Origin of the sequence: Nonomuraea sp. NPDC049625 (assembly GCF_040675285.1) — a bacterium.
GTDB classification, from domain to species: domain Bacteria; phylum Actinomycetota; class Actinomycetes; order Streptosporangiales; family Streptosporangiaceae; genus Nonomuraea; species Nonomuraea angiospora_A.
In genome coordinates this window covers 109,177-131,309 of sequence record NZ_JBFAOQ010000017.1, presented here as the reverse complement: position 1 = coordinate 131,309, position 22,133 = coordinate 109,177, and the positions used below count along the sequence as shown (strand labels likewise).

The following is a 22,133-nucleotide window of genomic DNA, read 5'->3' as shown; positions in this document are numbered from 1 at the left end:
GTTTCAGCGGGTGGCGGTGAGCAGCCGCATCCCGAGCGGCAGGTCGAGCAGCCTGCCGGGGGTCAGGTCGGCCTCCTCCAGGAGCGCGCGGTACTCCGCCTCGGTGCGCTCCCGTCCCCCGGTCATCACCATCATGTGCAGGTCGTACGCGAGCGGCAGGTACGAGTCCTGGCCGACGACGCGTTCGACGACGAGCAGTTCGGCCCCCGGCTCCATCGCCTTGGCGCAGTTGGCCAGCAGGACGGCGCAGCGCTCGTCGTCCCAGTCGTGCAGGATGCGCGAGAGCACGTAGACGTCGCCGCCCTCCGGCACGGCGTCGAACAGGTCGCCGCCGACCAGCTCGCACCTGTCCAGCACGCCCATCCGCGCCAGGTGCGCGGGCGCGGCCTCGACCACGTCCGGCACGTCGAACAGCACGCCGCGCGCCGCGGGGCTGCTCCGCAGGACCGTGGCCAGCAGGGCGCCGGTGCCGCCGGCCAGGTCGACCACCCGGCGCGCGCCGGAGAAGTCGTAGGCGTCGGGGACGCCGCGGAAGAACGAGGCGCCCGCCGCCATTCCCCGGTTGAAGACGGCCGCCTTGCCCGGGTCACCGGCCAGGTGCGCGAAGACGGGCTCGCCGTGGACGTGCTCGAACGCCGGCTCCCCGGTGCGGACCGCGTGTGCCAGGCCGTCCCAGGCGGAGGCGAAATAGTCCTCGCCGTAGAGGGTTGCCAGCGGGCCCAGCGCGTCGCCGCGCAGCTGCGCCCCCATCGGAGTCAGCCCGTACCTGTTGTCGGCGTCGGCGTCGGCCAGGCCCACACCGGCCAGCAGCCGTAGCAGGCGGTGCAGCGCGTCCGGGTGCGCGCCGACCTCCTCGGCGATCTCCTCGGGGGCCAGGCGCCGCCCGTCGAGCGCGTCCGCGACGCCCAGGCGCACCGCGGCGAAGGTCGCCTGCGCCACCCATCCTCCGGTGAGGATGCGCATCAGATCCTGCTCCATCGAATCCTTCCTCAGGGTGTGGACGGCCACGCGGTGGCGACGGCGCGGGACAGCTCCGCGATCACGTCGCCCTGCCGCGGCACGAGGTAGAAGTGGTCGCCCTCCATCACGCGGACGGCGAATCGGTCCCTGGTGAGCTCGCCCCATCGCGCCGCCTGCCCGGCGGTCACCTCGGGGTCGTCGCTCCCGAGCAGCGCGGTGACGGGGCAGGCGAGCACGCCGCCCGGCCGGTGCCGGTAGGTCTCGTCGACCCGGTAGTCGTTGCGTACGGCGGGCAGGGTCAGCTCGCGGATGTCCGGATCGTCCATGAGCTCCCGGTCCACGCCGCCGAGCCGGACCAGCTCGTCCACCAGCTCGTCGTCGGAGCGGGCGTGCGTGTCGCCGGGGCGGTGCTCGTGAGGGGCGTGCCGGCCGGAGGCGAACAGGTGCGTCACGCCCCTGCCCCTGGCCTCCAGCGCGCGGGCCACCTCGTACGCGATCAGCGCCCCCATGCTGTGCCCGAACAGCGCGACCGGCCGGTCGAGCAGCGGCGCCATGGCGTCGGTGACCAGCTTGGCGAGGTGGACGGCGTCGTCCACGAGCGGGGCGGCGCGGTGATCGCCGTGTCCCGGGTACTGCACGGCGCGTACCTCGACGGAGTGCGGCGCGTCCCCGTGCCAGCTCCGGTAGAAGCTCGCGGAGCCGCCCGCGTGCGGGAAGCAGAACAGCCGCAGCCCGGCGTACGGCCTGGGCCGGTAACAGTGGAACCAGTTCATCTGTTACTTCCAAGGAGACCCCCGCTTTCAGGCGGGGAAGGAATGGGGCTCCTGCGGAGCAGGGCAGGAGCAGGTGATTCGCCGTCGAGCGGACCGCCGTCTACGACAACCGGGCAGTAATTAACTGATCGCTTTGTAGAATGTGAGGCGTGGTGCAGCTGGTGAAGCGGGCCTACAAGTACCGCTTCTACCCGACCCCCGAGCAGGCCGGCGAGCTTGCCCGGACGTTCGGTTGCGTGCGCCTGGTCTACAACAAGGCGCTGGAGGAGCGGACCCGCGCCTACACCCTGGAAGGCAGGCGGGTCTCCTATGTGGAGTCCTCCGCGGCGTTGACAGCGTGGAAGAAGACGCCCGAGCTGGCGTTCCTGGGTGAGGTGTCGTCGGTGCCGTTGCAGCAGGCACTGCGGCACCTGCAGGCGGCGTTCGCGAACTTTTTCGTGCGCCGGGCGAAGTACCCGACGTTCAAGAGCAAGAAGAAGGCGCGCGCGAGTGCGGAGTACACCCGTTCGGCGTTTCGCTGGCGCCAGGGCCGACTCTTTCTGGCGAAGATGGACGCGCCGTTGGACATCGTGTGGTCGCGTCCGCTGCCCGAGGGGGCCGAGCCGTCCACGGTCACGGTGTCGAGGGACGCGGCCGGGCGGTGGTTCGTGTCCATCCTGGTCGAGGAGAAGATCTCGCCGCTGCCGCCGGTCGAGGCGTCGGTGGGGGTGGACGCGGGCATCACGGCGCTGGCCACGCTCTCGACCGGTGAGAAGATCGTCAACCCGCGTCACGAGCGTGCCGACCGGCGCAAGCTGGCCCGTGCTCAGCGATCGCTTGCCCGTAAGGAGAAGGGATCGAACAACCGGGCCAAGGCCCGGCTGCGCGTGGCGAAGGTGTACGCCCGGATCGCCGACCGGCGCCGGGACCATCTGCACAAGGTGACCACACGGCTTGTTCGCGAGAATCAAGTGATCGCCGTGGAGGACCTGACGGTCCGCAACCTGGTCAAGAACCGCTCGCTGGCCCGCGCCATCTCGGATGCGGCCTGGCGCGAGTTGCGGATGATGCTGGAGTACAAGGCCGCCTGGTACGGGCGCACGCTGGTGGCGGTGGACCGCTGGTTCCCCTCCTCCAAGCTGTGCTCGGCCTGCGGGACCCTGCAAGAAGCGCTGCCGCTGAACATCCGGGGATGGACCTGCGGCTGCGGCGCGGTCCACGACCGGGACGTCAACGCCGCGCGCAACGTGCTCGCCGCCGGGCTGGCGGAGAGCTGAAACGCCTGTGGAGCTGGTGTAAGACCTCAACGAGAGTCCTCTCGGGCGGGCGACCGGCGGTGAAGCAGGAAGGCCAACCGGCAACGGTTGGAGTCCCCCTCGTTCGCGAGGGGGAGGAGGTCAAGTGAGCTCCGCGGCGGACAGGGGTCGTGGTGCCGTCTGGACCAGCAGTTCGGGCCGGCCGATCGCGGCGGTGGCGTCGAGCCAGAGGCGGCTGAGCGTCAGGTGGTACTGGCCCTGGCGCAGCGGATCCCGCCCCTCCTCGACGTCCTGGCGCAGCTCCGACAGCGCCCGCCGGACGCCGTCGGGCCACACGGACGTGACGATGTCGTGGAAGGTGGGCGCGTGCGCCGGTCCGATGGTGGTGGCGCTGGGCAGGCGCAGGTGGTCCGCGCCGGTGTCGAAGCGGTCGTCGGCGTCGCGGCCGACGTACATGCGGGGGCTCCACACGAGCGGGCCGTGCGTGTTGACGAGGGTGAGGCTGCCGCCCTCCGTCCCCACGGTGACGCGGTGGAGCAGGTGCAGGTGGGCGTCGGGGTCGTTGGGGGCGATCTGGTTCTGCACCCGGAGGGTCAGCGGCACGCCGCCGACCGTTCCGGTGAGGCAGGTGAACGGCGTGCCGGGGGCCGTGGCGGTGAACGTCCACGGGCGTAACGCGCCCAGAGCCCGGCCGAGGATGTCGAACAGGGCGTAGGCGACGTGGACGCTGCAGGCGGCGTCCACGTAGAGGGGCCGCTGAAGCTCGAACAGGCGGCGGGCGGTCTCGATGAACCGGCGTACCGGGTCGAGGTGGACGTACAGGGTGTTCACGTGGTGCACGGCGGAGGCGGCCCGGGCGGTGCGCAGGCAGCGGGCCAGCTCGTCGGCGTGCAGCGGATGCTCCTGCAGCACGTGCACGCCGCGGGCCAGCAGGGCGCCGGCCAGCTCGCTGCCCTCTCCCCCGACGACTCCCGACCTTACGACCACGCAGGCCAGGTCCGCGAGCTCGGGCACCTGGTCGGGGTCCGTGAGCAGCGGGACCCCGTACTCCTCGGCGTACGCGGCGGATCGGGCGCTGCCGCGGGCGAGGACGCCGGTCAGCTCGAAGGGGCCATCTCGCAGCGCGGAGAGGTAGATCTGGCCGAACTTGGTCCCGCACACCACCACCCGCTTCACAGCGCGCCCTCCTCGAACACCGGCGCGACCAGGTCGATCGGCGCCACCGCCTCGGTGATCTCGATCTTCGCCACGGGCTCCAGGTCCGCCAGCACCCGGGCCGGGTCGAGCACGGCGTCGGCCTGGTGGAGCCCCGCGGCGACCTCGCCGCGGAGCACCGCCATGGCCGCGTGCGCGGCGACCCCGGCGGTGAGCGCGTAGGAGTCGTGGGTGCGCAGTACCAGAGTGCGGGTGCCGTGCGGGCCGCTGAGCTGGAAGAGCAGGACGTAGTACGGGGTGCGCCCGGCCAGTTCGAGCTCGGCCGCGCGCGTCAGGTCCGCGGCCTGGCCGGCGGCGCTCGCGGCGGCGAGGACGCCGTCGCCGGTGATGACGTTGTACCAGCGGGCCTCCGCCAGCCCGAGCTCCCCGGCCACCCGCTCCGCCTCGGCGCTCAGGTAGGGGTAGGCGGTGACCGGCCCTGGGAAGTAAGGGAGCTGGACGTCGTGGACGGGGGTCAGGGCTCGGGAGACCCTGGCGCCGTCACGCCACGCGGCCAGCGCGGCGCCCCGCTCCTCCTGCCCGGCCAGCAGGAAGTCACCGGCGGCGGCGGGGGTGAGCCGGTCCAGCCCTCCGGTGTAGACGTCCAGCCGGAGACCGGCGTTCGGGGAGGCGAGGGCGGCCAGGTGGCGGGGCACGAGTCCGGTGAGGCCGGGGAGCATTCCCGCCGACAGCACCGCCGTACGTCCCCGCGTGCCCGTCCCGGCCAGTTGGGCGAAGGCGGCGGCGTCACCGGCGGCGTCCACGTAGTCGGCCCCGGCGGCGAACGCGGCCCGCGCCACCCGGTCCCGCAGGAGGTAGGAGGGGCCCGCGCAGTTCACGACGACCTGGCAGCCCGCGCAGAAGCGGGCGAGCTCGGCCGCGTCGAGCGCGTCCACCTGCCACGCCTCGCCGTGCCCGCCCAGCTCCGCGTCGACGAACCGCCGGGCCGCCGCCCCGTCCCGCCCGCCCACGCGCAGCCCCGGGTGATCGGCGAGCAGGCGGGCCGCGGTGCCGCCGACCGCGCCGTAGCCGCCGAGCACGCCGATCACGCGGTCACCTCGGTCACCAGCTTCGCCACGTCGGCCGCGTACGGCCCGCCGAGGCAGCTGAAGTGGTCGCCCTCGATGTCGAGCGCGGTGAGCCGGCCCAGGCAGAGGTTCTGCCAGAAGTCCGTCATGTCGTCCTGCAACGTCGGCACGAGGTTGGTGACGCCGCGCTGGCGGAGGAACGTGATGTCGCCCGCGTACGGCTCCGGGTCGTAGTGGGTGACGGCCGTGAAGCTCTGCCGGAAGACCCGGTAGGCCAGCTCCACCCGCTCCTGCGGATGGCCGAGGGCACGGGCGACGGCGGCCAGCCGGTCCGTGGGTGAGGTGGCGGCCAGTTCGGCGAAGTGGCGGCCGATCTGCGCGAGGCCGGGATCCGCGCTACCGGCGAGCGCGGCCAGGCTGCCCTCGGGCACGTGTCCGGGCGACGACCCCAGCACCACCCGCAGGACCCCGGCGAGGTCTCCGCCGGGGTGGCCGAGCCGCGCCGGGTCCAGGCCGCAGGCCTGCGCGAAGCCGTACTCCAGCATGAGCTCGTCGCTGACCCGGTAGGGGAAGCGGGAGCTGCTGATGACGGTGAGCCCGTCGACCACCGCGCCGCTCTCGGTGAGCCGGCGGGCGACCTCGGTGGCGATGAGGCCGCCCATGCAGTAACCCACGATGTGGTAGCCGGCCGCGCCCTCCTCGATCAGGAGCCGCGCGTACGATCCGGCCAGCGATTCCACCGTTTGCGCGGGGTCCAGCTCCAGGTAGCGCTCCGCGTCGTTGATCACGAGGCCGAGCAGCGGCGTCCCGGAGAGCTCGGGGACGAGCGCCCGGTACGGGGTCAGGGTGCCGGTGCCGTCGTGCAGCAGCACCCGCACCGAACCGCCCTTCGTCCCGTCCCCGGACAGGCGTACCAGCGGGCTGGCGTGCGTTCTCGGCAGCCCCTGCTCGCGGTCGTCGCGGGCCTGGCGGAGGTGGGCCGCCAGCGCGGCGACGGTCGGCTGGTTGACGAGCTGGCGGACCAGGCTGTCCCAGTAGAAGCCGCTCGCCTCTTCCAGCTCCTCGCGCACCCGCCCGGCCAGGCGGGTGACCAGCAGGGAGTCGCCGCCCAGCGCGAAGAAGTCCTGGTCGCGGTGGACGCGCGGGAGCCCGAGCAGCTCGGCCCAGAGGGCGGCCAGCCGCCGTTCGAGGTCGTCGCGCGGCTCCTCGCCGCCGGGCGCGCTCTCTCCTGTCGTGCTGGGCAGGAGGGTACGCAGCCGCGCCCGGTCGATCTTGCCGTTGTCCGTCAGCGGCAGCTCGTCGACCACCTGGACATGGGCCGGGAGCATGTAGTCGGGCAGCCGCTCGGCGAGGAACGCCCGCAGCTCCGCCAGGTCGATCCGCTCCCGGTCGTCGGGGAAGCGGGCCGCGAAGACGCACTGCCCGAGGGACGCCAGCGGGTCGCCCGGCCCGGGCAGGCAGGCGAGCGTACGGGCGCCCGCCCCGCGCAGCAGGTCGAGCCACTCGTCGCGGGTGACGAACGTCCGGTCGCGGCCCTGCCGCACGTCGGCGTAGTCGTGCGGGTTCATCAGGAACTCCATCGAGCTCATGATCTGGACGTGCTCGCGGGTGGTCTCGATGAACACCAGCCACCCGCCGGGCACCAGCAGCTCGCGGAACCTGGCCAGCACGGCGGCGGCGTCGTGGGAGTTGTGCAGGACGTTGGCGCAGAGGATGACCTCGAAGGAGTTCGGCTCGTAGCCCTGGGCGCGGTAGTCGGCGTTGATGTCGAACAGGCCGTAGCGCACCCACGGGTGGTCCGCGAACCGTTCGGCGGCCTGGGTGAGGAAGAACCGCGACAGGTCGGTGAAGACGTACTCGACCTGGTGTCCGGCCAGCTCGGGGATCAGCTCGGCGCTGGTGCCGCCCACGCCCGCGCCCGCTTCCAGGACGCGCAGCGGCCCGCCGGTGTGGTGCTCGGCCACGCGGCCGACCACCGCGCGCACGATGCGGTTGACGTACCTGCTGAGCACGTTGTCCTTGTACGCGCCCTCGGCCGTCCCCACGTCACCCTCGGGGAACAGCAGCTCGCGGGCGTCGAGCTCGCCGCGCATCAGCTCGGACAGGTGCGTGGTGCTGACCCGCAGGAACCTGATCAGCTCGGCCCCGTAGTCGAGCCCTTCGGCCAGGATCCCGACCCGGCGCCACAGCGGCTCCACGCCGGTGTCCCCGCGCAGGTTCCGGTACCGCCCGTCGGGGTCGCGGTCGAGCCGTCCGCGCTCGTGCAGCGCCGTGAGCCAGCGCCGGACGAGCCGGTGGTGGTCCGGCGCGACCCGCGCGGCGGCCAGGATCTCCTCGAGGCCGTGGCCGTCCTCGGTGGTGAACAGGCCGCCCGTACGGAGCGCCGCCGCCATCGACGCGAGCGCGATCTCGTCGAGCGTCTCGGCCACCGCCACGACGCGCGCCAGATCGACGCCCTCCAGGGCCGCGACCGCCGCGACCTCGGCCGCACCCGCGACATCGAGCCCGCCATCCCGCCCAGCCCCCGCGTCCGGAACGCCGCCCCGCCCAGCCCCTGCGTCCGGCGCGCCGCCCCGCTCAGCCCCTACGTCCGGCGCGTCGCCCCGCTCAGCCTCCGCGGCCGGTGCGCCGTCGTCCTTGCGGGCGGCGGCCTGGGCGAAGGCGATCAGGCGGCGTTCCAGCGCGCGGTCGCCGTCCACGATCACGGTCCCGGCCGCGACCGCGGGGTGTGCCTGCAGCGCGGTCTCCACCTCGGCCAGCTCGATCCGATGGCCGCGGATCTTGACCTGGGAGTCCTCCCTGCCGAGGAACTCGATGTTGCCGTCGGGCCGGTAGCGGCCGAGGTCGCCGGTCCGGTAAAGGCGCTCGCCACGGTGGCGCACGAAGCGCTCGGCGGTCCTGCCCTCATCGCCGAAGTAACCGATCGCCACGCCGGAGCCGCCGATGTACAGCTCTCCCGGCACCCAGTCCGGGCAGGGCCGCATGGCGGCGTCGAGCACGTGGAAGGTCTGGTTGGCCAGCGGCTTGCCGTACGGGACGCTCACCCAGCCGGGCAGCGGGTCGCCGACGGGGTGGTAGATGGACCAGATCGCGGCCTCCGTGGCCCCGCCCAGGCTGATCACGTCCAGTCCCGGCACGCGGCGGCGGATCTGGCCGGGCAGCGCCACCGGGATCCAGTCGCCCGACAGCATCGCCAGCCTCAGCGTGGGCAGCTCCACCGTGGGCTCGGCGTCCAGGTAGTGCTGGAGCATCTGGAGCTGCGCGGGCACCGAGTTCCACACGGTGACCCCGTGCCCGGCGGCGAGCTCGGCCCAATGGAGCGGGTCGCCCCGGCGTGACGGGTCCGGCAGCACGAGGGCCGCCCCGACGGCGAGCGGTCCGAAGATGTCGTAGACCGACAGGTCGAACCCCAGGCCGGCCAGCCCGAGCACGCGGTCGTCCGGGCCGACGCCGAAGCGGGCGCTGATGTCGTCGATGGTGTTGCGGGCGGCCCGATGGCTGATCATCACGCCCTTGGGCACGCCCGTCGAGCCCGAGGTGTAGATGACGTAGGCCAGATCGTCAGGGTGCCGCCGAGCGCCGTCCTCGGCGTGGGCCGGCGAGAAGGCGTGTTCGGCGCGGGCCGTTGGGAGGGCGTGGCCGGCGATCCAGTCATGCTCGGCGGGGGTCGGCGCGAGGGCGTCGACGACGATCCAGTCATGCTCGGCGGGGGTCGGCGGGAGGGTGTCGACGGCGATCCAGTCGTGCTCGGCGTGCCAGGACTGCGTGAGCACCAGGCGGGCCGAGGCGTCGGCGAGGATGCGGTCGCGCCTCGCCGGCGGCTGCCCGGTGTCGACCGGCAGGTAGGCGCCGCCGGCCAGCAGCGTGCCGAGCACGGCCACGACCTGCTCGGCCCCCTTGTCCATGACCACGGCGACGATCTCGCCGGGCCGGTGCCCCGCCTCGCGCAGCGCCCGCGCCACCCCGGCGGCCCGGCCCAGCAGCTCGCCGTACGTGATCGAACCGGCGCCCGTGACGACGGCGGTTCGTTCCGGCGTGCGGCGTGCCTGGGCCACGACCTCCTCGTGAAGCAGCCCGTCCGGGAGCGGCGCGGCGGTGGCGTTGGCCAGGGCCCGGCGGCGCGCCTGCGCTCCGGGCAGTTCGACGGGGTCCTGCGACGACCAGGCCTCGTCCGAGGACAGGCCGTCCAGGAGCGCGGTGAACGCGGCGAACATGTCGTCCACGAGCGCTTCGGGGAACACCCCCGCGCGCACGTCCCAGTTGACCAGCAGCGCGTCGCGGTGCTCCTTGACCTGGCAGTCGATCCACACCTGGGGCGTCTGGCTGATGCCGTACTCCGGCGTGCCGTGCTCGGCGTCGTCACGGCCGAGGCCGATGGCGCTGGTGAACACCACCGGCATCAGCGCGGCGTCCCGGCCGCGCCGGCGGGCCAGCTCCCGTATGACCTCGATGCCGCCGCAGCGGCGGTGCTCCATGTCGGCGAAGAGCTGCCGGCCGATGGCATGGGCGCGCTCGGCGAAGGACCGGCCGGGCGTGGTGTCGACGGCGAGCAGGTTGAGCGTGGTGAAGTCGCCGACGACCCGGTCGATGTCCGGGTGCAGCGGCGGGCGGTCGAGCAGCGTCAGGTTGAGCGTGAACCTGGGCCGCCGGCTCCACCTCCCGATGACCTCGGCGTAGGCGGCCAGCACGGCCTGCGACGGCGTGATGCCGGCCGCGGCGGCCCGGGTGCGTAACCGCGCCCATTCCGCCGGCTCCACCCTGCTCTCCCACCGCCCGAACCGGGCGTCCACGGCGGCCTGGTCGAGCGCGGGCAGTTCGGGCGCGGGCGGCAGGTCGTCCATCCGTTCCCACCAGTAGGCGCGATCCCGGTCGTAACGGGCGCTCTCGCGCTGCGCGCGCAGGGCCAGCAGGCAGTCGCGGAAGCTGACCGGGACGGGGGGCAGGTCGGCGTCGGGGTTCTCGTGCAGCAGGTGCAGCTCGCCGAGCAGCAGCTGGATGCTGACGTAGTCGGCGATGAGCAGGTCGATCGAGGCGTGCAGGAGGGCTCCGCGATCCGTGAGCGAGATCCGCAGCTCGAACAGGGGCCAGCTGCCCGCCGGATAGACCGTGTTCGCCATCTCCTCGCGGACGGCGGCGAGCCGCTCCTCCGGGTCTGTGCCGCGCAGGTCCGTCAGGCGGACCTCGTAGCCGGGGACCTCGGCGAGCACCTGCTGGTGGCCGTCGGGGTGGATCACGGCGCGGAGCATGTCGTGGCGGGCGATCAGGGCGCGCCACGCGGCCTGCACCCGTTCCGGGTCGAGCCGGGGGAAGGAGACCTCGACATAGCCGTGGCAGGCGACTCCGCCGTAGCCGAACGCGTCGTTGCGGCCGAGCAGGTAGGCCTGCTGCACGTCGGTCAGCGGGAAGGGGTCGAGGCGGCGTTCGGGCTCGGGCCGGACCGTCTCGGCCTCGGACTCGCGGCGCAGGTGCGCGATGATCTCGGGCTTCGCGCCGATCAGCGCCGCGCGCCGATCCTCGGTCAGCGCTCCCTTGGGCGCCCGGAAGCGGAGGCTGCCGTCGTCCTCCCACAGCCGAATCCCGGCGGCCTCCATGTCGGCGATGAGTTCGTGTACGGCCGGTGCCTGGGTCACAGCACGCCCTCTTCCGTCTCTTGGGTGTCGTCCGCCGTCAGGCCGATCGCCTCGGCGCAGTCGGCGATGGTGGGAGTGGCGAAGAAGCGGCGCAGGGACAGCTCCACGCCGAGCCGCCGCCGTACGATCTCGGCGAAACGGGTGGCGAGCAGGGAGTCGCCACCGAGGGCGAAGAAGCTCTGGCCCCGGCCCGGCGGCGGGATCTCCAGCAGCTCGGCCCACAGCTCGGCGAGCAGCACCTCCGTGCCCGGGCGTGGGGGGTCGTCATCCGGCAGAGGTTCCAGCCGGGTGGACAGAGCTCCCCTGTCGATCTTGCCGTTGGCGGTCAGCGGCAGCCGGTCCAGTACGGTGATCGTCGGCGGGACGGCATAGCCGGGCAGCCGATCGGACAGGAACGAACGCAGCTTGTCGAGATCGACGTCCTCAGGGGTGACGAAAGCGGCCAACCGGCGCTGCCGCCGATCCCCGACCGCGACCGCCACCGCACGGGCCACCTGCGAAGACGCCTCCAAGGCCGCCTCGATCTCCCCCAGCTCGATCCGATGCCCCCGGATCTTCACCTGATGATCGGCCCGCCCCAGGAACTCCAGCGTCCCGTCCGGCCAGTACCGGCCCAGATCTCCGGTCCGATACCACCGCTCGCCACCGCTCTCGACGAACTTGGCCGACGTCGTCTCCGGATCACCCCGATAACCGATGGCGACACCGGCGCCACCGATCCACAACTCCCCCGCCACCCAGTCCGGGCAGTCCCGGCCACGCCCATCCACCACCCGATAGCGCTGATTACGCAACGGCAACCCGTAAGGAATCGACGTCCAATGCGCCGGGACCCGATCCACCTCCCACGCGTTCGACCAGATCGCCGCTTCCGTCGCGCCGCCCAACGCCACCAATCGGCACTCGCTCTGGGCGGCCAGCCGCGCGTGCAGGTCCAGCCCCACCCAGTCACCCGACACCAACGCCAGGCGCAGACTCGGAGCTGTGGTGTGCAGGAGCATGTCGAGCAAGGTCGGGACGGTGTTCCAGATCGTCACCCCGTGCGCGGCGCACAATCGGGCCCAAGCCTGCGCATCCCGCCGCTCCTCCTCCTGCGGCAGGACGAGCGCACCGCCCGCCGACAGCAGGCCGAAGATGTCGAAGACGGACAGGTCGAAATCCAACGCCGAGACCGCCAGGACCCGATCGTCCGGACCCACACCAAAGCGCTCGTTGATGTCCTCGATCGTGTTGAGCGCCGCCCGATGAGAGACCTCCACCCCCTTCGGCTCACCCGTCGAACCCGACGTGAAGATCACATACGCCGACATATCCGGCGCGACCATCACCGGCTCGGCCAACCCTTGGGACTCCCCGGGCAGACCAGTCAGGACATGGCGCGCACCCGCTCGCGACAGGATGCGCTCCCGCCGGGCAACCGGCTGATCCACCCCCACCGGGACATACACCCCACCAGCGGCAAGAACACCCAAGACAGCGGCGATCTGGTCTGGTCCCTTGGGCAGCGCAACCCCCACCACATCGCCCGTCGAGACCCCAGCCGCCCGCAGATACCCCGCGACCTGCAACGCCTGATCCGCCAGCGCGCCATACGACACCACCCAGCCATCACCGATCAACGCCGCACGATCCGGCTCACGGCTGGCCCACCCGAAGAACCCCTCGTGCAAAACGCCTTCCGGCAACGGCCCCGAAGTGGCGTTCACCCGCTCCCGCACCACCGCCTGACCAGCAGGCAACCCCACCGGAGCGGCAACCGACCAATCCCCCTCCGCCAGCCACTCCAACAACTCCCCGTAGGCGGCGAACATCACATCCAGCACACCCGGCGCGAACAGCTCCTCCACCGCGTCCCACCGGACCAGCAGATCGCCCTCGACCTCCCCCACCTGGCTGTCCAGCCAGACCTGCGGGGTCTGCGACACTCCCCAGACCTGCTCGGCGAAGGAGGGGCCGAACGCGCCGCCGCCGGCGACGCCGAGCGTGCTGGTGAACACGACCGGCATGGTCATCTCGATCGAGTCGCTCCGCCTGGCCAGCTCCCGCATCACCCAGACCGCCGACACCTCGCCGTGTTCGAGCCCGCGCCACACCTCTTCCTGCAGCCCGCGTGCCCCGTCCAACCAGCCGGGTCCCGACCGGTAGCCGGCGAGGAGGAGGGAGGTGAAGTCGCCGAGCACGCGGTGGATGTCGGGGTGGACCTCCCGCCTGTCGAACAGCGTGAGGTTGAGCGTCAGCGCCTCCTGGCCGCTCCACCTGCCCAGGACCTCGCCGAAGGCGGCGGCCAGCACGGTGGCGGGGGTCAGCTCGTGCCGCCTGGCCAGATCCGTGATCGTACGCCACCGCTCGGCCGGTATCCGGAGCTCGCGGCGAGCGAACCGGGGCCGGTCGATCATCGCCGGGTCCACGCGCAGTGGCAATCTCGGGGCGGGCGGCAGTTCGGGCAGCCGGGCGGCCCAGTATTCCTTGGCCGTCTCGAAGACCGTGGGATCGGGCTCCTGCGCGAGCACGTAGTCGCGGAACGACACCTCGATCGGCGGCAGGACGGTGTCGGGGTCGTGGTAGAGCTGGTCGAGTTCGGCGAAGAAGACCATCATGCTGAGCGCGTCGACGATGATGTTGTCGAAGCTGACGCCGAGCCGTACCCCGCCGTCGTGGCGGGCGGCCCGCGCGTCGAACAGCGGCCAGCTGGACACGTCCAGCACCTGGTGCGACATCTGCTCGCGCAGCTGTTCGACGCTGTCGACGGCGGCGATGGCGAAGCGCGGCACCTCGGGCAGGATGCGCTGGAGCCCGTCCTGGTCGAAGACCGCGCGCAGCATCTCGTGCCGCTCGATCAGCAGGTTCCAGGCCGTTTCCAGCCGTTCGAGGTCGATGTCGCCGTCGAACTCGGTGTAGAAGTGGCAGCCGACGCCGCCGAGCGTGAAGTGCTCGGCCCGGCCGAGCCAGTAGGCCCGCTGCACCTCGGTGGGCGGGAACGGGTCGTGCCGGTGCTCGACGTCCGGGACCAGCACGGGAGCGGGCGCAACCGCCTCCCCCACGGTGAAGGTGGCCGCGAAGTCCGCCAGCACGGGCGTCTCGAACAGCAGGCTCAGCCTGGCGTCGGCGACGCCTTCCGCACGCAGGCGCGCGATCATGCGGGTGGCGAGCAGGGAGTCGCCGCCGAGGGCGAAGAAGCTGTCCGTGCGCTGTACGGCCGGGAGTTCGAGCAGGTCGGACCAGATCTTGGCGAGCACGGTCTCGGCTGGTCCTACGGGCGGCTCCTGGACGGTGCTCTCCGCTGTCTCGATGACCAGGGCGGTGAGTGCACTTCTGTCGATCTTGCCGTTGGCGGTCAGTGGCAGCCGGTCCAGCGCGGCGATCGTCGGCGGGACGGCATAGCCGGGCAGCCGATCGGACAGGAACGAACGCAGCTTGTCGAGATCGACGTCCTCAGGGGTGACGAATGCGGCCAGCCTGCGCTGCCGCCGATCCCCGACCGCGACCGCCACCGCACGGGCCACCTGCGAAGACGCCTCCAAGGCCGCCTCGATCTCCCCCAGCTCGATCCGATGCCCCCGGATCTTCACCTGATGATCAGCCCGCCCCAGGAACTCCAGCGTCCCGTCCGGCCAGTACCGGCCCAGGTCCCCGGTCCGATACCACCGCTCGCCACCGCTCTCGACGAACTTGGCCGACGTCGTCTCCGGATCACCCCGATAACCGATGGCGACACCGGCGCCACCGATCCACAACTCCCCCGCCACCCAGTCCGGGCAGTCCCGGCCACGCCCATCCACCACCCGGTACCGCTGATTACGCAACGGCAACCCGTAAGGAATCGACGTCCAATGCGCCGGGACCCGATCCACCTCCCACGCATTCGACCAGATCGCCGCCTCCGTCGCGCCGCCCAACGCCACCAGCCGGCACTCGCTCTGAGCGGCCAGCCGCGCATGCAGGTCAAGGCCCACCCAGTCACCCGACACCAACGCCAGCCGCAGACTCGGAGCCGTGGTGTGCAGAAGCATGTCGAGCAAGGTCGGGACGGTGTTCCAGATCGTCACCCCGTGCGCGGCGCACAGCTCCGCCCAGCGTTGGGCATCACGCCGTTCGCTCTCTTCGGGCATTACCAGCGCGCCACCCACCGACAGCAGGCCGAAGATGTCATACACCGACAGGTCGAAGTCCAACGCCGAGACCGCCAGGACCCGATCGTCCGGACCCACACCAAAGCGCTCGTTGATGTCCTCGATCGTGTTGAGCGCCGCCCGATGAGAGACCTCCACCCCCTTCGGCTCGCCCGTCGAACCCGACGTGAAAATCACATACGCCGACATATCCGGCGCGACCATCACCGGCTCGGCCAACCCTTGTGACTCCCCAGGCAGACCGGTCAGGACATGGCACGCACCCGCCCGCGACAAGATCCGCTCCCGCCGCGCGACCGGCTGATCCACCCCCACCGGCACATACACCCCACCAGCGGCAAGAACACCCAACACCGCCGCGATCTGATCGGGCCCCTTCGGCAGCACCACCCCCACCGCATCGCCCGTCGAGACCCCAGCCGCCCGTAGATGCCCCGCAACCTGCAACGCCTGATCCGCCAACGCGCCATACGACACCACCCGGCCATCACCGATCAACGCCACACGATCAGGCTCACGGGCAGCCCACCCGAAGAACCCCTCGTGCAAAACGCCTTCAGGCAACGGCCCCGAAGTAGCGTTCACCCGCTCCCGCACCACCGCCTGATCAACAGGCAACCCCACCGGAGCAGCAACCGACCAATCCCCCTCCGCCAACCACTCCAACAACCCCCCATAGGCGGCGAACATCGCATCCAACGCACCCGCCGCGAACAACTCCTCCACCGCGTCCCACGCCAGATGCAGCCCATGGTCGTACTCGTTGATCTGGTGATCGAGCCACACCTGCGGCGTCTGCGTGATCATCCAGCCGGGAGCGCCGAAGGCCTCGCGTACCTCCGGGACGATCAGCTCGGTGCCCAGGTTGCAGGCGAACACCACCGGAGCCCCGGTGTGCTCGCCGCCGCGGGCGAGGTCGCGGAGCACTTCGACGCCGGAGTACCCGGTGTGCCGCGCGTCGGCGCGGAAGCGGGCCTGCAGGGTTCTGGCGCGCTCGGCGAACGGCTGCGCCTCGGACAGGTCGGCGGCCACCAGGATCAGGTTGGTGAAGTCCGCGACGAGGTGGGCCACGTCCGGATGCACGGTCTCGTCCCGGTCGAACAGCGGCAGGTTGAGGAGGAAGCGCTTCTCGCCGCTCCACGCGGCGAGCACCTCGGCGTAGGCGGTGGCCAGCACCATGGCGGGGGTCAGCCCGTACGCGCGGGCCTGCTCCTGGATCCGCCGCCACGAGTCGAGGGACAGCCACCTCTCGCGCCGGACGAACCGGGGCCGGGCGATCCGGCCGGGCTCCACGGCGAGGGGCAGCTGGGGCGCGCCGGGGAGCTCGTCCAGGCGGCCGCGCCAGTACTCCTGGTCCCGTGCGCGCCGCGCCGCGCGTTCGGCGTCGCGGGCCGCGAGATATCGGGGGAACGAGCAGGCCAGCTCAGGGAGCGGCCGGTCCGGGTCCAGGTAGAGCATGGCCAGGTCCCGCAGCAGGATCTGCAGCCCGAGCACGTCGGCGACCAGGAAGTCCACCTCGAAGTGCACCCTGGAGCGGCCGCCCGGCAGCAGCGACAGCCGCACGTCGAAGACCTCGCCCCTGGAGGCGTCGAAGCGGCGGTGCGACAGCCGTTCCCTGACGGCCTCGGCGGCCTCCTCCCCGAGCTCCGTCAGGTCGTGCACGGTCAGGCCGGGCCAGGGGCTGGTGTCCGTGATCTGCTGGGTGCCGTCGTCGTGGAAGATCGCGCGGAGCATGCCGTGCCGGTCGATCAGCGCGCGTACGGCCCGCTCCAGCCGCGCCGGGTCGATGCCGGAGCCGTCGAACTCCAGGTACGCGTGGCAGCCGACACCGCCGATGACCTGCCCGTCGCCACGCCCGATCCAGTACGCCAGCTGGACCGGGGTGAGCGGGAACGGCGCCGCCTCGTCCACGACCGGCTCCGGCGCGGGGACCTCCACGGCCGGGGACAGTCGCGAGCTGACCAGCGACCACCAGGCCGCGAGCGTGAACTCCGTCGCCAGCTCGCTGAACGCGATGCCGGCCCCGGCGCGCCGCCACCGTCCGGCCAGCCGCATCGCGCGGAGCGAGTCGAGCCCCAGGCTGATCAGGTCGGCGTGGTCGGTGACCGCCGAGGGGTCGAGGTCGAGCTGGCCCGCGATGTCCGCGCGCATCGAGTCGAGGGTCGGCGGAGAGGTGGAAGGGGCATGGGGAACGACGGCTTTGTCCGACACGAGAGAACCCGCCTATCGAGTAGTGCCTGCATCACGCCCGCGGCCGGGTGCGGACCCGGCCGCGGGTTCGTCAGAGGTTCGCGCCGGCCGCCTGCAGCCTCCGGGCGAGGCCGGCCGGCGTCGGCTCCTCGAAGATGTCCTTGAGCTTGAGCCGGATCTGGGTCTCCCGCTTGATCTCCTGCAGCAGCTTGACCGCCAGCAGCGAGTGCCCGCCGAGCGCGAAGAAGTGGCTGTTGGGGCCGAGATCGGTGCGGTTGAGCATGACCTTCCAGAGCGCCACCAGGGAGTCGACCAGCTCGTCCCCGCTCTCGGACGGGAGTTCCTCCTCCACACTGTTCTCGGCGTCGCGCAGCTCCGTGGCCAGGCAGCGCAGGGCGGGGTAGTCGACCTTGTCGTTGCCCGTCATCGGGAACGCGTCCACGGTCACGTACTCCTGGGGGGTCGCGGCGTACGGAAGGGAGGCGCTGGCGTGCTCCCACAGCTCCGAGGTGACCTCGGGGCGCTCCGGCGCCACCACGAAGGCCCACAGGACGGCGTCGGCGCTGGGGTCGCCGACGACCACGACCGCGGCGGCCCTGACGTCCGGGTGGGTCAGCAGTACCCCCTCGACCTCGGCGAGCTCGATCCGGTTGCCGCGCAGTTTGATCTGGCGGTCGAGCCTGCCGAGGATCTCCAGCCGGCCGTCGGACGTCCACTGGGCCAGGTCGCCCGTGCGGTAGGACCGGCCGTACTGGGGGTGCTCGCCGAACCGCTCGGCGGTCAGCTCCGGGCGGTTGTGGTAGCCGATGGCCACCCCGTCGCCGGCGATGCAGAGCTCGCCCCGGGTCCCGATCGGCAGCGGGCGGCCGTCGGGGGCGGAGACGTACACCTTGGTGTTCGCGATGGGCACGCCCACGTCGACGCGGTCGGCGACCGGGTCGATGCGGCCGGAGGTGGACCAGATCGTGGTCTCCGTGGGGCCGTACACGTTGTAGAGCTCGCACCCGGTCGCGGACAGCCGTTTGGCCAGGACGGCGGGCATCGGCTCGCCGCCGCAGAGCACGCGGCGGCCGGCCAGCTGCCCGGCCACCTGGTCGATGACCAGACGCCAGGTGGTCGGCGTGGCCTGGGCGACGGTGACCTCGTAGCGTCGGAGCGCCTCCGCGAGGGGTTCGCCCTGGGTGCGGGCGTCGTCCGGCGCGACGGCCAGCCGCGCGCCCGTCGTCAGGGGCAGGAACAGCTCCAGAGCGGAGATGTCGAAGCTGAACGTGGTCAGCCAGAGCACGGTGTCCTCCGCGCTCACGGCCAACTGGTGCGCGAAGTGCGCGATCAGGTTGGCGAGGCTGTAGTGGTCGATCAGCGTGCCCTTGGGGAGCCCGGTGGAGCCGCTGGTGTAGATGAGGTACGCGCAGTCCTCCGGCCTGACGCTGCTGAACGCCGTCACCGTGCCGGAGACCGGGGTCACCGAGTCGACGGGCACGAGCGGCAGGACCGTACGGTCGCCGGAGACGACGATCCCCTCGCCCGCGAGGACCACGGCGGCGCCCGCGTCGTCGAGCTGGTAGTCGAGCCGCTGCTGCGGGTGGTCGGGTTCGAGCGGCAGGTACGCCGCCCCGGCGAGCCACACGCCGACGGCGGCCGCGGCCAGCTCGGGACCGCGCCGCGCGAGCAGCGCGACGACGTCGCCCCTGCCCACGCCGGCGGCCCGCAGCTCGTCGCGGGTGGCCTCGGCTGCGGCCCACAGGCGGCGTAACCCGACGCGGCGCTCGCCGTCGAGCACCGCGTCGGTGTCCTCCGGCGGCGCGGCGGAGACCTGGCGGGCGATCTTGTCCAGTACGGTCGCCGGCGTCACGGCGCGCTCGGTGGCGTTGGCCAGCTCGATGGCCGCCCGGTCCTGGTAGCACCAGACGGGCAGGTCCGCGAGCGGCGTGTCGGGCTGCTCCGCGAGCGTGACGAGCAGCTCGTCGAAGCGGGCCAGCAGCAGCTCCACGTCGGCCCGGTCCAGGACGTCCACGCAGAACGCGGTCCTGATCCTGATCGCCTCGGGGGTGGAGGTGACGAAGAACTCCAGGTCGAACTTGCTGAAGCCGTTCTCGATCACCACCTGCCCGGCCCGCAGCCCGCCCAGCATGAACTCGGCGGACAGGTCGGCGGGCACGTAGTTGAAGGTGTGCCGGAAGAGGTTGTTGCGCCAGCCGTCGCGCGGAACGATCTCCAGCAGGTCGTCCACCGGGTGGTCGGCGTGCGACATGGCCTCCATGAACGTGCGGCGGGTGAGCCGCGTGTACGTGCGGAAGTTGTTCGCCCATTGCACGCGGGTGCGCAGGGTGAGCACGTTGATGTGGTAGCCGAGCCGGGTGGCGGCCTCGGGCGTCCGCACGCTGATGGGCGAGCCGATGGTGAGATCGGGGCCGGCGCCGTGGGCGGCGAGCAGCACGCCGTACGCGGCCATGAGGACGACCGACTCCGGCGCCCGCAGCTCGCGCTGCATCCGCCGCGCCGCGTCGCGAGCGGCGGGGGACAGCTCCCAGTTGACCACGTCGCCCAGGAGGGTGACCTGCGAGGCTTCCGGCTGCTCGCACCACAGGTCCAGCTCGTCGGCGCGGAACCCGTCCAGCTTGTCGTGCCAGAACTCCCGGCTGCGCGGGTCGGAGGCCGGCTCCTCCCAGGCCGGCACGGTGTCGCGCGGCGGCGACTCGCCCGCCGCGAGGGCGTTGTAGGTCGCGGCGAGCTCGTTCATCAGCAGCGCGGACGACAGCCCGTCGAAGATCGAGTGGTGGATCGCCAGGCAGTAGACCTCGCCCGCCTCCTCCTCCAGGACGGCGGCGCGCACCAGGAGCTCGCCGTCCGGCCGGAACGGCCGGGCCACGAACTCCGTCAGCCACTCGCGCGTGGCTCCCCGGCCGCCCTCCTCGAAGCGCAGCTCGGCGTACTCGGGCGGCAGGACCTCCCGCGTCATGCCCTCGGCCTCGATCCCGAAGACCGTGCGCAGGATCTCGTGCCGGCGCAGGACGTGGTTGATCGCGTCCAGCATGAGGGTGCGGCTCGGCAGCCGCGCCACGCTGAACGCCACGCCCAGGTTGTTCACCCCGGTACCGGGGACCAGCTCTTCCAGCATCCACAGCGCCTGCTCCTTGCGCGAGGCGCGCTGACCCAGCATCTGCTCCATGATCATCTCTCCAGCAGCTTGGTGACGGCCCTGGCGACCTCGTCCGAGGTGAGCAGCACGTCGTGGCCCTCCTCGAACCTGAGCTCCTCGGCCACGACGGTGCGACCGGAGTCACGCAGCCGGTTCAGGCCGTTCCGCGGGTTGGACGAGCTCACCGCGATGGCGCGCAGCCACCCCTCCCAGGGGTCCAGGTGGTCGGCGTAGGTGAGGAAGGCCAGGAAGGCGCTGAACGTCTCCCACATCTCCTCGGAGTACTCCGGGTCGAACCCGGCCCTTTCGAACGCGCGGTGCCCGACCTCGCGGAAGGTGGCATACAGCTGGGCGGCGTAGCCCTCGACCGTGATCCCCTCGACCTGGAGCGTCGTGTCCATGGTCTCCCGGAGCTGGGCGACGTCCTCCTCGTTCAGGATCGAGGAGAGGATGCCGAAGACCTTGCCGAACTGGAAGTAGACGTTCTCCAGGCTCGTTGGCTCCGGGTCGAAGAGGATCAGCTCGGGCGTCGAGCCCTGCAGCTCGGCCAGCCGGTCGACGAGCTCGGTCGCGTAGACGGCGCCCACGCAGTAGCCCATGACCGCGTGGACCTTCCTGCCGCTCTCCTTGATGGGCTCCACCCAGGAACGGACATAGGCGGCACCGTCGATCCCGCAACCGGGCGCCACGGCGGGCGGGCGCACGTGCCAGAAGGTCGCGTCATAGTCAATGTTCGCCACCAGCTCGGGGAAGCCCGCCTCCGCGCGGCCGGTCTCCGTGAAGTCGACGCAGAGGACGAGGTCCGCCGAGTTGGATGCTTTGAGCGTCGTCCAAGTGGTTACCAGGGTCATGATCATTCCTTTGATCGGAGTTCTGCCTAGGAACTCCCGCCTTCAAGGGCGAGCTGAATCAGGAGGTCGGCGTCCATGCTGTCGATCTCCTCGGTCCTGCCGTTCGGCTCTCCGTCCTCCTCCGGGCCGGCTAGGCGGAACAGGCTGTCCAGCAGCCCGGCCTCACGTAGCCGTGAGATCGGGATGGTCGTCAGGAGCTGCCGCACCTCGGCGTCGCTCCGGACCGCGGCGGGCCCGGCCGTCCTGGCCGCGGCGGCCGGGAAGAGCTGCTCCAGTACGAATCGCGTCAGGTCGTGGGGAGTCGGGTAGTCGAAGATGAGCGTGGCCGGGAGCTGCAGTCCGGTGGCCGCGTTGAGCTGGTTGCGGAGTTCGACCGCGGTCAGGGAGTCGAAGCCGAGATCCTGGAACTGGCGCCCCGGCTCGATCGCCGACCCGTCGGCGAACCCGAGCACCGCCGCGACCTGGCCTCTGACGAGTTCCGCCAGGGTGTCCTGCAGCTGGTCCGGCTCCATCGTGGCCAGCCGTTCCGCCAGTCCCTGGGCCGGGCGGACACGGCGTGGCCGGGTACGGGTCCCGGCCTTGGTGAACTTCGCGGGGACCAGCGCGGCGCGGCCGGAGCGGACGCCGACGTCGAAGAGTTCCAATCCCTCCTCAGTGGTCAGGGGCTGCACGCCCGCGCGTTCCATGCGGCGCAGGTCGGTCTCCGTCAGCTCGCCCGCCATGCCGCTGGTCGTCCAGAGGCCCCAGGCGAGGGAGGTCGCCGGGAGACCCTGGGCTCTGCGGTGGTGCGCCAGGGCGTCCAGGTACGCGTTGGCGGCGGCGTAGTTGCCCTGGCCCGCGCTGCCCAGCACGCCGGCCAGCGAGGAGAACAGCACGAACGCGGTCAGATCGAGCCCTCGCGTGAGCTCGTGCAGGTGCCAGGCGGCGTCGGCCTTGGGCCGCAGCACCGCGTCCAGCCGCTCGCCCGACAGGGAGGTGATCACGCCGTCGTCCAGGACACCGG

General features: G+C 71.9%; 9 protein-coding genes and 1 pseudogene (1 of these 10 running past the window's edge). 1 reads left to right on the top strand and 9 read right to left on the bottom strand.

Going from position 1 to position 22,133, the window contains the following annotated elements; all coding sequences use genetic code 11:
* Positions 1-3 precede the first annotated feature (3 nt).
* Together AB0J87_RS49845 and AB0J87_RS49840 are read right to left on the bottom strand one after the other, a co-directional pair.
* Complete coding sequence (locus tag AB0J87_RS49845; protein WP_363979409.1) at positions 4-978, bottom strand: methyltransferase; 975 nt, start codon at positions 976-978, stop codon at positions 4-6.
* Positions 979-989: 11 nt separating this feature from the next.
* Entirely contained in the window at positions 990-1,733 is a 744-nt protein-coding gene (locus AB0J87_RS49840) for an alpha/beta fold hydrolase (protein ID WP_363979406.1), read from the bottom strand.
* 149 nt (positions 1,734-1,882) lie between these two features.
* Between AB0J87_RS49840 and AB0J87_RS49835 the strand changes: the two are divergent.
* Positions 1,883-3,117 (top strand): annotated as a pseudogene (locus AB0J87_RS49835) (RNA-guided endonuclease TnpB family protein).
* Here the strand turns inward: AB0J87_RS49835 and AB0J87_RS49830 are convergent.
* The 7 genes from AB0J87_RS49830 to AB0J87_RS49800 all read right to left on the bottom strand — a co-directional run.
* Positions 3,110-4,144: a Gfo/Idh/MocA family oxidoreductase gene (locus AB0J87_RS49830; RefSeq protein ID WP_363979403.1), complete on the bottom strand. Its 1,035-nt coding sequence runs from the start codon at positions 4,142-4,144 to the stop codon at positions 3,110-3,112. The pseudogene AB0J87_RS49835 and the gene AB0J87_RS49830 sit on opposite strands and share 8 nt — an antisense overlap.
* Positions 4,141-5,211 carry a saccharopine dehydrogenase NADP-binding domain-containing protein gene (locus AB0J87_RS49825; protein WP_363979400.1) on the bottom strand — a complete coding sequence of 357 codons (1,071 nt, stop codon included), beginning with the start codon at positions 5,209-5,211 and terminating at the stop codon, positions 4,141-4,143. Before AB0J87_RS49825 ends, AB0J87_RS49830 begins: the two co-directional genes overlap by 4 nt.
* Positions 5,208-10,820 (bottom strand): amino acid adenylation domain-containing protein, encoded by a 5,613-nt coding sequence (locus tag AB0J87_RS49820; protein ID WP_363979397.1) that lies wholly within the window; start codon positions 10,818-10,820, stop codon positions 5,208-5,210. Before AB0J87_RS49820 ends, AB0J87_RS49825 begins: the two co-directional genes overlap by 4 nt.
* Positions 10,817-17,101 (bottom strand): amino acid adenylation domain-containing protein, encoded by a 6,285-nt coding sequence (locus tag AB0J87_RS49815; protein WP_363979394.1) that lies wholly within the window; start codon positions 17,099-17,101, stop codon positions 10,817-10,819. Before AB0J87_RS49815 ends, AB0J87_RS49820 begins: the two co-directional genes overlap by 4 nt.
* 130 nt (positions 17,102-17,231) lie before the next feature.
* On the bottom strand, positions 17,232-20,309 hold the full coding sequence (locus AB0J87_RS49810) for an amino acid adenylation domain-containing protein (protein ID WP_363979391.1): 3,078 nt from the start codon (positions 20,307-20,309) through the stop codon (positions 17,232-17,234).
* Between the two features lie 2 nt (positions 20,310-20,311).
* A complete protein-coding gene (locus AB0J87_RS49805) occupies positions 20,312-21,130 on the bottom strand; it encodes a hypothetical protein (RefSeq protein WP_350742348.1) in 819 nt (272 codons plus the stop codon).
* Positions 21,131-21,156: 26 nt separating this feature from the next.
* Positions 21,157-22,133 carry the end of an SDR family NAD(P)-dependent oxidoreductase gene (locus AB0J87_RS49800; RefSeq protein WP_363979387.1) on the bottom strand. It continues 26,449 nt past the right edge of the window, so only the last 977 of its 27,426 coding nucleotides appear in the window; its start codon lies off the right edge, out of view; its stop codon occupies positions 21,157-21,159.